This window comes from Pedobacter sp. 10L46_2, from assembly GCF_056395165.1.
The window spans coordinates 22,083-34,646 of sequence record NZ_JBFTIZ010000070.1; the positions used below are offsets into that span (position 1 = coordinate 22,083).

At 38.4% G+C, this 12,564-nt stretch carries 15 protein-coding genes; 11 read left to right on the forward strand and 4 right to left on the reverse strand.

Features of this window, described 5'->3' with window-relative positions; all coding sequences use genetic code 11:
- Nucleotides 1-62 precede the first annotated feature (62 nt).
- Both AC1DDX_RS09905 and AC1DDX_RS09910 read left to right on the forward strand, forming a co-directional pair.
- Entirely contained in the window at nucleotides 63-398 is a 336-nt protein-coding gene (locus AC1DDX_RS09905) for a hypothetical protein (protein ID WP_477622005.1), read from the forward strand.
- A 4-nt stretch (nucleotides 399-402) separates the two neighbouring features.
- Nucleotides 403-1,302: a glycosyltransferase gene (locus tag AC1DDX_RS09910; protein ID WP_288883085.1), complete on the forward strand. Its 900-nt coding sequence runs from the start codon at nucleotides 403-405 to the stop codon at nucleotides 1,300-1,302.
- 3 nt (nucleotides 1,303-1,305) lie between these two features.
- On the opposite strand, the gene AC1DDX_RS09915 is transcribed toward AC1DDX_RS09910, so the two are convergent.
- Nucleotides 1,306-2,055: a class I SAM-dependent methyltransferase gene (locus tag AC1DDX_RS09915; RefSeq protein ID WP_337716925.1), complete on the reverse strand. Its 750-nt coding sequence runs from the start codon at nucleotides 2,053-2,055 to the stop codon at nucleotides 1,306-1,308.
- Nucleotides 2,056-2,224: 169 nt separating this feature from the next.
- Between AC1DDX_RS09915 and AC1DDX_RS09920 the strand changes: the two genes are divergently transcribed.
- The 3 genes from AC1DDX_RS09920 to AC1DDX_RS09930 are packed head-to-tail and all read left to right on the forward strand — an operon-like array spanning nucleotide 2,225 to nucleotide 5,006.
- The gene (locus AC1DDX_RS09920; protein WP_288883082.1) at nucleotides 2,225-3,496 is read left to right on the forward strand and encodes a glycosyltransferase family 4 protein; all 1,272 of its coding nucleotides are present in this window, start codon (nucleotides 2,225-2,227) and stop codon (nucleotides 3,494-3,496) included.
- Nucleotides 3,497-3,516: 20 nt separating this feature from the next.
- Complete coding sequence (locus AC1DDX_RS09925) at nucleotides 3,517-4,266, forward strand: glycosyltransferase family 2 protein (RefSeq protein WP_172662114.1); 750 nt, start codon at nucleotides 3,517-3,519, stop codon at nucleotides 4,264-4,266.
- An 8-nt stretch (nucleotides 4,267-4,274) separates the two neighbouring features.
- On the forward strand, nucleotides 4,275-5,006 hold the full coding sequence (locus AC1DDX_RS09930) for an AAA family ATPase (RefSeq protein WP_337716927.1): 732 nt from the start codon (nucleotides 4,275-4,277) through the stop codon (nucleotides 5,004-5,006).
- Between the two features lie 5 nt (nucleotides 5,007-5,011).
- On the opposite strand, the gene AC1DDX_RS09935 is transcribed toward AC1DDX_RS09930, so the two are convergent.
- Both AC1DDX_RS09935 and typA read right to left on the reverse strand, forming a co-directional pair.
- Complete coding sequence (locus AC1DDX_RS09935) at nucleotides 5,012-5,728, reverse strand: 3-ketoacyl-ACP reductase (protein ID WP_337716929.1); 717 nt, start codon at nucleotides 5,726-5,728, stop codon at nucleotides 5,012-5,014.
- 92 nt (nucleotides 5,729-5,820) lie between these two features.
- Nucleotides 5,821-7,620, reverse strand: coding sequence for a translational GTPase TypA (gene typA, locus AC1DDX_RS09940; protein WP_337716930.1), 1,800 nt, complete (start codon nucleotides 7,618-7,620; stop codon nucleotides 5,821-5,823).
- Between the two features lie 138 nt (nucleotides 7,621-7,758).
- On the opposite strand from typA, the gene AC1DDX_RS09945 reads away from it, so the two are divergent.
- Both AC1DDX_RS09945 and AC1DDX_RS09950 read left to right on the forward strand, forming a co-directional pair.
- Nucleotides 7,759-7,968: a hypothetical protein gene (locus AC1DDX_RS09945; protein ID WP_337716932.1), complete on the forward strand. Its 210-nt coding sequence runs from the start codon at nucleotides 7,759-7,761 to the stop codon at nucleotides 7,966-7,968.
- Between the two features lie 10 nt (nucleotides 7,969-7,978).
- Nucleotides 7,979-8,641 carry an oxidoreductase gene (locus AC1DDX_RS09950; RefSeq protein ID WP_337716934.1) on the forward strand — a complete coding sequence of 221 codons (663 nt, stop codon included), beginning with the start codon at nucleotides 7,979-7,981 and terminating at the stop codon, nucleotides 8,639-8,641.
- Here the strand turns inward: AC1DDX_RS09950 and AC1DDX_RS09955 are convergent.
- On the reverse strand, nucleotides 8,638-9,459 hold the full coding sequence (locus tag AC1DDX_RS09955; protein WP_288883075.1) for an alpha/beta hydrolase: 822 nt from the start codon (nucleotides 9,457-9,459) through the stop codon (nucleotides 8,638-8,640). The two genes, AC1DDX_RS09950 and AC1DDX_RS09955, sit on opposite strands and share 4 nt — an antisense overlap.
- A 215-nt stretch (nucleotides 9,460-9,674) precedes the next feature.
- On the opposite strand from AC1DDX_RS09955, the gene vapB reads away from it, so the two are divergent.
- The 4 genes from vapB (at nucleotide 9,675) to AC1DDX_RS09975 (ending at nucleotide 12,545) form a co-directional block, all read left to right on the forward strand.
- Nucleotides 9,675-9,881 (forward strand): type II toxin-antitoxin system VapB family antitoxin, encoded by a 207-nt coding sequence (gene vapB / locus AC1DDX_RS09960; protein ID WP_288883074.1) that lies wholly within the window; start codon nucleotides 9,675-9,677, stop codon nucleotides 9,879-9,881.
- A gap of 105 nt (nucleotides 9,882-9,986) precedes the next feature.
- Nucleotides 9,987-10,250, forward strand: a complete 264-nt coding sequence (locus AC1DDX_RS09965) for a type II toxin-antitoxin system VapC family toxin (protein ID WP_288883073.1) — start codon at nucleotides 9,987-9,989, stop codon at nucleotides 10,248-10,250.
- A gap of 565 nt (nucleotides 10,251-10,815) precedes the next feature.
- Nucleotides 10,816-11,529, forward strand: coding sequence for an esterase family protein (locus AC1DDX_RS09970; protein ID WP_337716936.1), 714 nt, complete (start codon nucleotides 10,816-10,818; stop codon nucleotides 11,527-11,529).
- Nucleotides 11,530-11,549: 20 nt separating this feature from the next.
- Nucleotides 11,550-12,545, forward strand: a complete 996-nt coding sequence (locus AC1DDX_RS09975; RefSeq protein WP_337716938.1) for an ATP-grasp domain-containing protein — start codon at nucleotides 11,550-11,552, stop codon at nucleotides 12,543-12,545.
- Nucleotides 12,546-12,564: the final 19 nt, after the last annotated feature.

Sequence of the window (12,564 nt, forward strand, 5' to 3'; positions counted from 1 at the left end):
TTGATATATTAGCACCTTGCATTTAACGTTTTAAGTTTACCATAAATCATAACACATTAAAGATGTCCTTAAGAAAGGTAATAAGAGAAATTGTATATAAGCCCAAAAACATCCTGGAGCTCATTCAGCTTAAGGCTAAAATAAAGAACAGCACAGGTGGACATGGAGAGGGCGCTCATGACCATAAATTATTATATGATTATAAAACGCTATCAAAAGCATTCGAAGAGTCAGGCTATCGCGTAAATCTTTTGGAGTATTATGATGAGAATGGTCAGTTCCATTTTAATGAATGGGATAGTAAAGATGGGCACGTGATCAGATCTAAAAGGTACGATAAACGTTTTAATGAACCACTGGGTTATTCGTCTTTAATTGTAGAAGGTATAAAAGATTAGATTTATGCAAACCTTTGCTCCCATAGCATTATTTGTTTACAATCGTCCTGAACATACTGCGCGAACAATTAAATTTTTACAGCAGAATGAACTTGCATCTGAAAGCAGGCTATTTGTGTTTTCTGATGGATTTAAATCGGAGGCCGACGAAAAGAATGTGCTTGAAGTAAGGGAATTGCTTAGAAATATTGATGGGTTTAAATCGGTAGAGATTGTAGAGCGCAAGGAAAATATGGGGCTTGCCAAATCGATTATCATTGGGGTAAGCAAACTCATAAAAGACTACAAGCAAGTAATTGTTTTTGAAGACGATCTGATCACTTCACCTTATACCTTAACGTATTTCAATGAAGCATTAAGTCGGTACCGCGATGAAAGCAAAGTAATGCATATTGGCGCTTATATGTACAATTTAAAGGATGCTGATTTACCTGAAACCTTCTTCTATCGTGCTGCCACCAGCTGGGGCTGGGCTACTTGGGAACGCGCATGGGACCACTTTGAGCCAAACATAGATACCCTGATGGCTAAGTTTGACAAATCAGCAAAAAGTGCCTTTTCTATTGAGCATACGATGAATTTCTGGAAACAGATGGAAGACTTTAAAAGCGGCAGGAACAATTCGTGGGCAATAAGATGGTACGCTTCCATATTTTTAAAAGGAGGATTAACGCTTAATCCCTCTCAATCGCTGGTAAACAATATAGGTCATGATGGATCAGGCATACATTCGGGGATTAACGATATTTACAATGTCATCATCAATCCGAAACCTATCACCCAGTTTCCTGATACGATAGCCGAAAGTCCTGCTGCATATGCAGCCATCAAGGGTTTCCTGAAAAACAGAAAAGGAACCTTATGGGATAGATTGAAACGTTACGTAGTACAGCGAATTAAGTAAAATCTAAGGCTTTCTTGCTTCTAAAATAATGTAAGGCGAAAGCTGTTTGGAATTGAAGGGGAATACTTTGGTGAAGATTTTACCAGCCAGCCACAGTGATTTTTTTAACAACCTTATTCCTGCCGGTTTTTGCTGCTGATTCTCTAGCCATAAACTAAAATGACCAAAATATTTGGCTTTTACCACCTCTAAACCCGCTTGTTTACAAATGTTTTCGAGCAGCCTGGGATCCATACAATCAATATTGTGCTTGTCGTAATTCTCCTTATCAAAGTTCTTTTGAAACCAACCGTTTAAAGCTTTAAAATTAGGCAGTGTAATAAACAGAGTTCCCCCTGGTTTTACAAAATTAATATGCCTGTTAATGATGTCGGCAGTATCATTAAAATGCTCAATAAGACCACAAGATAAAACAAGATCGTATTGTTGCTCCGGCACGTAATTAAACAAATCCGTTTCAATAATATGGATATCCGCTTCGTTTAGTTGATTGGCCTGCAATAAAGAGTTGGTAACCGGTGGGTGCACAAAATAATCGAGCAGGGTAACATCAAGTTTAAAATACTTCTTCAGAAACACGGCATAATATCCGGGGAAACCACCCAATTCAATAGCCGTTTTAACTTTTTGGCCATTAATGATGTCTGCGAGTTCTTTATGAAAAAGATAGTCCTCGGGAATACTAACCGATAACCCGGTCTTGCTTTCCCAATAATTCACCCAAAACTGTCTGTCGGTTAACAGGTTACCCATATTGCTTTTTTTGTTCTTATAAATAGACGATCATTACAGGACTGTTGCCTAAAGTCTGTAAAAAATCAATTCTGACGAAAATACACAAGAATTTAATAAAGATTGAAAATATATATTATTTTAGGCTGCATAACCGTTTAAAAAGAAACAATTATCTAAGTTTGATTCATTGAAAGTAGTACACCTAAATACATACGAAGGTAATGGAGGCGCCGGAAGGGCCTGCCTCAGATTAAGTGATGCACTAAATGCAAGTGGCATCGAATCTAAAGTAATGGTTTACTTTCAGTTCAGCGAAAGCACAAAAACGGGAACTTTTAGTAAGGGGCCCTTTGCAAAAGCAAAAGCCGTGTTTAATATCCTTTCTGAACGTTATTTATCTAAAGCCGTAGCCAAAGCTGTGAAAACACCTTTCTCGCTCCAATGGTTTGGCACTTCAGTAATTGACCATCCGACAGTAAAAGAGGCTGATATTATACACCTGCACTGGATTAACCATGGCTTCTTATCTCCAAAATTCCTGGCAGAAATTGATGAGTTGGAGAAACCAGTAGTTTGGACATTTCATGACAGTAACGCATTTACAGGTGGTTGTCATGTACGTTACTCATGCGAAAATTACTTTAAAGAATGTGGGAACTGCCCTTTACTTAGGTCGAGTGGTAAAAATGATTTCTCGCACAAAACATGGTTGCGTAAGAAAAAAGCTTACTCGGAATTAAACTGTCATATTGTTGCCCCAAGCAGATGGATGGCCGATTCAGTTAAACTGAGCAGTTTAATGGGATTTAGAGAAGTAACGGTTATCCCAAACACAATTGAGACTGAGGTTTTTAAACCTTATGTAAAATCTGAAGCCAAAAAAATACTTAAGATAGATCCAAAGAAATTTGTACTGATGAGTGGTTTTATGCCGTCTAAAAATGACAAGCATAAAGGCACATCTTATTTAATAGATGCGCTAAATGATCTTGCAACAAGACCGGGGATTATTAAAGAGAATATAGAACTGGTGATTTTTGGCAATAAGGATAGTGCCGAAATGCCGGAGTTTCCGTTTAAGACAACATTTCTAGGCACCATTAGCAATGACGCCCACCTGGCCAAGTGCTATTCGGCGGCAGACGTATTTATAACCCCCTCCCTTGAAGATAATCTGCCAAACACAGTAATGGAAAGCTTATCGTGCGCAACGCCTGTAGTGGCCTTTAAAACAGGCGGGATACCAGACATGGTAAAACATCTTGAAAATGGGTATCTGGCAGAATACGAGTCATCTGAAGATCTTGCTACAGGGATAGAGTGGCTATATCACGATGAAAATGCGCCTGAAATTCAGAAAGAAGCAAGAAGAACAATTTTAAATCAATTCTCTGAGCAAGTAATTGCAGAAAAACACTTATTATTGTATCAGTCACTGATAGATTTACAACCCCGATAATTTTTTAGATTCAGAACCGCATGCAGCCAAAGTTAAGTGTTATTACTATCGTTTATAATAATGTAAAGGATATTGAACGCACCATGCTTTCTGTGCTGAATCAAACCTATCAAAACATTGAATACATCATTATTGATGGCGCTTCAAAGGATGGTACTGTAGAAAAAATCTATAATTATAAATCGAGGTTAGCCCAGTTTATCTCTGAACCCGATAAGGGCATATACGATGCCATGAATAAAGGGCTAGCGCTTGCAACCGGGGATTATGTGCTTTTCATGAATTCCGGGGACGAGATTTATGCACCTGAAACAGTAACCGAAGTATTTCAGAGTGCTGCATCGGCAGATATTTATTATGGTGAAACTGAAATGTTTGACCAGGACTGGATCAGCTTGGGCCAAAGACGACACCATGCACCTGAGCACTTTGACTGGCAAAGCTTCAGGTATGGAATGAGTATAAGTCACCAGGCCATCTATGTTAGAAGAAGCCTGGCAGAGCCTTTCGACTTAAAATACAAGTATAGCTCCGATATTGACTGGATCATTAAAGCTGCCAAACATGCTTCGAGTATTGTGAATACACATATTTACGTGGCCAAATATCTGGTGGGCGGAATTTCTAAGAAAAAGCATCTGGCTAGTCTTAAAGAGCGGTTTCACATCTTCACAAAGTATTACGGTCTAATTCCAAACCTGATTAATCATATTTTTATCGGGATTAACCTGGCTCAGTATTTTATCCGTCACCGCAGAACCAACGATTAGTTTCATAAATGCCTTTTTTGCGTCAAATATCGTTACCTAAAATAGATGCACCTGATTATCCATTTTCTATCCCTGCGTTTAAGGAAGGAGTACTGTTAAAAATAAACAGCAATGTTACCTTTTTTGTTGGAGAAAATGGTTCAGGCAAATCTACCTTGCTGGAAGGACTTGCAGAACATTGTGGATTTAACCTGCGCGGAGGAAATCGCAATCATAACTTAAATACCGGACATAATTTTGAGGGCTATGAAAATCCATTAACACAACATCTGGGCTTACAATGGATACCCAGACGTATTACTGAAGGATTTTTTATGAGAGCAGAAAGCTTCTTTAACTTTGCAGATTACATAGATGAAATAGCCCTATCTGATCCCAGGATATTTGAGGCGTATGGAGGAAAATCGCTTCATCATCAATCACATGGAGAATCATTTCTGGCTCTTTTTCAAAATCAGTTTCAGAGTGGAATTTATATTCTGGATGAGCCTGAGGCTGCATTATCACCAACCAGACTGATGACCTTTATGTCAATCATTAATAATCTCGAAAGATCGGGAAGGGCGCAATTTCTGATTGCGACTCACTCCCCGATGCTTCTTTGTTATCCTAATTCACAAATCTTTAATTTCGGCGAAGACGGACTAAAAGAGACCTGCTACGAAGAAACGGAGCATTACCGTTTAACCAGAGGTTTTCTGGAAAATCCGGATGCCTACTTCAGGTTTTTATTTGAATAGCCAGATTACGGATTTGTAGACCAAAGACCTGCTTCTTTTACAAATACCCTTCTGTTTAATTTTAACTGGGCAACAACCAATTCGGCAAAGTCTTCTGGTTGCATCACCTTATCGGGATTTCCGTCAGTCAATTTGAGATCCTTAGCCATATCGGTTGCAATGGTACTTGGCAATAGCGTGCTTACGCGGATGTTGTGCTTACGCACTTCCTGCATTAACGACTCTGACATTCCTATTAAACCAAATTTTGAAGCGCTATAGGCACTGGTTACTGCCGCGCCATTTTTACCTGCTGTAGATGATATATTAATAATATCACCGGTTTTTCTTTCTATCATTTCAGGTAAAACTGCCCTGGTGGTGTAATAAGCACCAAATAAGTTTACTTTAACAATCTCTTCCCATCTTGACGGTTCCAACTCCAGGAAAGGCCCAAAAGAAGCAGTTCCGGCATTATTAATTAAAATGTCAATTACACCCAATTCAGATTTAACCTTTGTAACCGCGTCATTCACATTTTCAATATCAGAAACATCGACTGTAGCAATTGCTGTTTTAACCCCATATTGCTTTAATTCCTCTGCAAGAATTTGTAAATCCGATATTGTTCTGGCCATTAGACCTATATTGACGCCTTCCTGTGCCAAAGCAATAGCCATTGCTTTTCCTATTCCCTTACCTGCTCCGGTAATGATTGCGTTTTTACCTTTTAATGATTCCATAGTATCTTTTATTAAAATTCAAAAATAACAAAAAACAAAAGCCTGTTTCTTGCGAAACAGGCTTTATGACTTATCAATAGAAAATTTCCTATTTATACAATTTTATTAAGCTTACGCGCAGCTTCAGTTAAGTGAATTTTACGTAAACGCATGCTTAACGGTGTTACCTCGATGTACTCATCAGCCTGGATGTATTCCATAGCTTCTTCCAAAGAGAATTTAATTGCCGGAGCAATACGCTGACTATCATCTGTACCAGAAGCACGCATGTTAGTTAAAGCTTTACCTTTTACAATATTAACTACCAAGTCATTATCACGGATGTGCTCTCCTAAAATTTGTCCTTCGTAGATATCTACTCCCGGATCAACAAAGAAACGACCACGATCCTGTAATTTATCAATTGAATAAGCTGTAGTGCTTCCTTTTTCCATAGAAACCAATACGCCATTCAATCTACCAGGGATAACACCTTTCCAAGGTTCGTATGCTTTGAAACGGTGGGCCATAATCGCTTCACCACCTGTAGCAGTTAACACGTTATTTCTTAAACCGATAATACCACGTGCAGGAATATCAAATTCTAAATGTTGTAAATCTCCTTTTGGTTCCATGATCAATAACTCTCCTTTACGTTGTGTTACCAATTCAATTACCTTACCAGCAACTTCACCCGGTACATCAACGATTAAGGTTTCGATAGGCTCACATTTTTTACCATCAATTTCTTTGATGATTACCTGCGGCTGACCAACCTGAATTTCATATCCTTCGCGACGCATGGTCTCGATCAATACTGATAAATGGAGGATACCCCTTCCGTACACCAAGTAAGAATCAGGAGACTCAGTTTCTACAACTTTAAGTGCAAGGTTTTTCTCAATTTCTTTGTATAAACGCTCTTTTAATCGCTGAGACGTTACGAATTTACCTTCTTTTCCAAAAAACGGTGAGTTATTGATTGTGAACAACATGTTCATTGTTGGCTCATCAATTTTGATTACAGGCAATTGTTCCGGAGCTTCGAAATCAGCAATAGTATCACCAATGTCAAAACCATCAATACCTACCACTGCGCAGATATCACCTGATTTTACTTCAGTGGCACGGATTTTTCCTAAACCTTCGAAAGTATATAATTCTTTTACTCTTGATTTTACCATTTTACCATCACGTTTAATCAAAGTAACCGGTTGGTTTTCTTTAATTACGCCACGGTGTACACGACCAATTGCAATACGACCTACGAAAGATGAATAATCTAAAGAGGTGATTTGCATTTGTAAAGTACCGTCGTTTGTTGGCGCAGCAGGAATTTTCTCAACAACTGCGTCTAAAAGTGCGAAAATATCTGTTGTAGGTACTTTCCAGTCAGTACTCATCCATCCTTGTTTAGATGAACCGTAAATTACTGGAAAATCAAGTTGCTCTTCTGTTGCTTCTAAGTTGAAGAACAATTCGAAGATCTGTTCGTAAACTTCTTCAGGGCGACAGTTTTCTTTATCAACTTTATTTACAACAACAATAGGTTTTAGACCTAAAGCTAAAGCTTTTTGAGTTACGAAACGTGTTTGAGGCATGGCACCTTCAAAAGCATCACACAATAACAATACACCATCAGCCATTTTCAATACACGCTCTACCTCACCACCGAAATCGGCGTGACCAGGGGTATCGATAATGTTGATTTTAACGTCCTTATACTGAACCGAAACGTTTTTTGACACGATGGTAATACCGCGCTCACGCTCCAAATCATTGTTATCAAGTATTAAATCTCCCGATTGTTCGTTATCGCGGAAGATTGAACAAGAGTGTAAGATCTTATCGACCAGTGTAGTTTTACCGTGGTCAACGTGGGCTATGATAGCTATATTTCTTATTTTTTGCATAAAATGCTACTAATTTTTGGCGCAAAGATAAGATTAATTATCGAGATTTCAGTACATTAGTTAAGAGGCATTTAACTCTTTTTAATTTTAAACAATGTATACCTTCAGATGTTTCATATATACTAAATTACAACGGTGATGAGCAAAACAAAAAAAACCGATAAACAGAATCCGCCAAAAGTGGACCAGCACAATAAAACAGGACTAGATGAGTGGAATGACCGTTTGGATGAAAACTGTGAAAATGAACACGAGGGCAATGAGCTTGCTGACGAAAAAGCAAGAGATTATTCCTATAAAGCCGGAAGTGGAGACCAATCGGACGAAACCATAGATATTCAAAAATAAGTTCCTTTAAATGTCAAAAAAAGCAATATTACTTGGTGCGAGTGGATTGATAGGCAACAACTTATTGGCACAACTACTGGATAACCCTAGTTATAGTGAGGTGCTTGCTATTGGGCGAAAAAAGTTAAATATTGAACATCCAAAGCTAAAAGAACTGATTGTTGATTTTGATCATATAGATCAGTACGCAGCAGGTATTACCGGAGATGTGGTATTTTGTTGTTTGGGCACCACAAACAGTAAAACCCCGGATAAAGTACAATATAAAAAAATTGACTACTGGTACCCTTTAGACATTGGCTCGATTGCGCAAAACAATGGTGCTACTTCATATCATTTGATCTCTTCAATGGGTGCAGATATCAATTCATCCTTATTCTACCCCAAAACCAAGGGAGAGGTAGAAAGAGATCTAAAGGCGATCCCCTTCAAAAGCATTTATATTTATCGCCCTTCGCTGCTTGATGGTGATCGCAAAGAAAAACGCTGTGCAGAAAGAATTTTGATAGGTCTGATGCGTCTGCTCAACCCAATCTTAATTGGTGGTTTAAAAAAATACAGAAGCATCAAAATTGAAACTGTTGCCTCAGCAATGCTTAAAGAATCATTAACTGATAAAAAAGGTGTATTTATTTACTCTTCGGATCAGATTCAGGCACTCGGACAGATTTAAAAAAGATTCTTTTTCCCAAAAGCCCAAATCAGAAATGGCGACATGGCTTTGGCCCAGGTCTTTAATTCGTGTTTGCCTCCGACCATTTCATAGTACGCGATATCATCAGGTCTCTTGTAGCCTTTCTTTAAAAGCTCTTTGATCACATCAATGGTATCGTCAATGGAATCGATGATAAAGTTTTTATTTCGATCGGCAAGCTCATCTTCMGTACCTGTCATCAGCCAGAACTTTAATTCCGGTTTGACCTCCGTATCAATAATTCGCTGATGCAAAATACGATCGCTATCTGTATAACCATCTTTAAGGTCTTTTTTACGCCACCAGAATGATCCTGAAAAAACACCGACAGCATCAAAGTAGTTATCATTGTTCCAGGCAATATCAAACGCGGTTAATCCGCCAAGCGAGAATCCCCCAAAAGCACGCTTCCCATTTATCGGAAACTCAACTGTGGTTTGTATGAAAGGAATAAGCTCTTTAATAATGAAATCTGTATAAGCCTGCGCTTTGCTTCCCCTATCCTGAAAATCAGGTACACCAGCAACTCCGTATTCTTGTAAACGATCTTTTGAAGCTTTTATAGCCACCACGACCAGGGGTTCTATTTTGTTTTGGCCATAAAGGGCAGCAAGTGTGTGTTGCAACGCTAATTCTTCTGTATCCTGACCATCGTTTAACAACAGCAGATTTAATTGTTCATTCCCCAAAAGGTTGTCTGGAACAAAGATTTCAAGCTCTACTCCTCTTTTAAGATGTTTAGATGGTATGGTTTTTTCAGTTTTAATAACTTCCGGAAGTGTTAGTGTAGTATACATAATTCAGCAATTTCCCTTCTCTCAAATGCACTGCAAAAGTAATACTCTTATTAAAAATTAAAATAATTGGTGTGTAATTTTATATCAAACAGACATTTAGCATAATATGAAGGGCTTTCGCTGCGTCAAAAAATGTAAAAATGTAAGGTGTGTTTTTCAGCATGGTTATTGTAGAAATATTCATTAAATTTGTGTTTAACTGAAATAATTAAGGTATGACCAGCTTGACTCTTTATGCAAAACTAGAAACACTTCCACCTGATCTTAAATCGGAGGCGAATGACTTTATCGATTTTTTGATGGAAAAGGCGAAGAAAAAAGATCATAAGGCTGGTGTCGCTAAATTTGGCAGTCTAAAAGGTAAGATCACGTTGTCTGATGATTTTAATGCCCCTTTAGAAGACTTTAAGGAGTATACGTAATGGCATATCTGCTGGGTACCCATACTTTTCTTTGGTTTTTGAATGGAAGTGATGACTTATCGGCCAAAGCAAGAAAGACTGTTGAAGACAATAGGCAATTGAACTATGTCAGTCTTGTTTCATTTTGGAAAATTGCCATTAAGAGTAAGTCTTGGAAAGCTGGAACTAGGCATTTCTTATGAAGAGTTACAGCTCCAGGCAATAAAAAATGGCTTTGAATTTCTTCCCCTAACTTTTGAACATTCCGCCGGCTTGATTGGTTTGGAATTTCATCATCGGGACCCCTTTGATAGAATGATCATCTCTCAAGCTATTGTTAAAGGGTTGACAATTGTCGGAAAAGACCAAAATTTCCTAAATACCCTGTAAAGCTTCTTTGGTAATGCTTCTGGATCTGACTTTGATATAAGGGGCCTTTTATGCTGTTTCCTGAATTTATTGTTCTTTTGTCGGCGCATATGTTGTATCGCTACTGTGCACAGGGTTTACGATTTGATTTTCTTTTATTCCTAGGGGTGTCTCCCCATAATTCCAAATTGGAGCATTCTTTCAATTGACCAATGTCACCGATGCCCCCCTTGAACTTGTTTAAAACAAATCCCTACAATTATGTTTCGAATATTCATTTAGCCTATATTGATCCTTAAGGATTAGACACTAAGAGCAGAAAGATACTTACCATTAGAACCATTGACATTACAAGTATCCAATTGACAATACCGTTATAAAATGATGAAGGCAATATATTGCTATTATTACTTGCTCTACACAAAGCACCTCCAAAAGATCTGTTAAAGCTACAATGTTTTTCTTCTTTGGCGGCGTTCTAGATGTTGCGGGGGGAACTATAAATGATATTTAGTGTAAGAAATAAGCAGGTTGCTTGCTTTTAACATTCTTTATTTCTTATCTTAAAGCATCTAAATTTTACCGGATGAAAGAGGAATATAAAAAGTGGCACAGCAATAACTTAAGTGCCGATTTTGAATTGCTCGCTTTTGGGCACAGCGGCTATCCAATCCTCCTTTTTCCTACCAGTATGGGGAGGTATTTTGAAAATAAGGACTTTAAAATGATCGAATCTATTCAGTGGTTTATAGATGAAGGGAAAGTTAAGGTTTACTGTGTTGACAGCATTGATGGTTTGAGCTGGTACAACAAAGGCATCCATCCGGCCGACAGGGTAAAAAATCATATTTGTTACGACAAGCTATTACTGGAAGAGGTTTCGACAATGGCCCGTCAGGAAACAGGGCATTCCAAAATCATCACTGCAGGCTGTAGTTTTGGAGGATATCATGCGGCAAATTTTGCTTTCAGGCACCCATGGCTGGTCAGCCATATGTTTAGCCTGAGTGGGGTTTTTGATATTAGATCGCAATTGGACGGATTTTATAATGATGAGGTTTACTTTAATAATCCGGTAGATTTTTTACCAAATGACAATAATCCGGAGCTATGGAACATGAAAATAATACTGGGTACAGCTGAAAGAGATATATGCAAGCCAGATAATGAACGATTGTCGCAGATTTTAACCGATAAGGGAATTAACCATTGGCTGGATGTGAAAGAGAATGCAGATCATGACTGGCCCATATGGCGAAAGATGCTGCCGGAATACCTATCACAATTATCATTTAACTAAAAACATCTAAAATATATACCATGAAAAAAATCGGAATACTGTTCGGCAAAGAAAGATCTTTCCCCGAGGCTTTTGTAAAGCGCGTAAACGAGATTGCAGGAAAGGACATTAAAGCCGAATTTGTAAATATTGATAAAATATTTCAGGCTAAAGCATTGGACTACGCTGTGATTATCGATCGAATATCTCAGGATGTTCCTTTTTATCGTTCTGCGCTAAAAAACGCGGCGATTACAGGAACCGCCGTAATAAACAATCCCTTTTGGTGGAGTGCCGACGAAAAGTTTTTTAATAACGCATTGGCCGTAAAAATTGGAGTTCCTGTCCCTAAAACGGCTTTGATACCTTCTTACGAACAACCTGATGACACCTCTGACGAATCGTTCAGCAATCTGGCATTTCCCTTGGATTGGGAGGCTATTTTTGAATACACAGGTTTCCCCGCATATATGAAACCTTTTGATGGCGGAGGGTGGAAAGAAGTTTACAAGCTACATGATATGGAAGATTTTTTTGATAAGCATAGTCAGACAAAAAAGACAGTGATGATGCTTCAGGAAGAAATCGTTTTTGAAGAATATTTTAGGTGCTATTGTATCGGTGGCAAATATGTTCGGATAATGCAATATGAACCGCGTAATCCTTTTCACCTGCGCTACCAGGTAAACACCCCTCCTTCGAGCGAGAAATTATTAAAAACCATTCACGACTATGTGATAAAACTGAATCAGTTTTTGGGTTATGACTTTAACACCGTAGAATTTGCTGTACGTGATGGAATACCCTATGCCATTGATTTCTGTAATCCGGCACCTGACGCTGAGGTAACCAGTGTTGGCCAGGAGAATTTTGATTGGGTTGTTGAAACCTCGGCACAGTATGCAATAGAAAGAGCAAAGGCTCAAATCGACGGGCAAGACAATTTAACATGGGGAGCGTATGTTAAAGCCTCGGCGGCAGGGTTATCATTAGACGGTAAAACCAAACCTAAAAAAGCTCCCGCTACAAAAAAATAATCAGGGATAAACAGGAGGG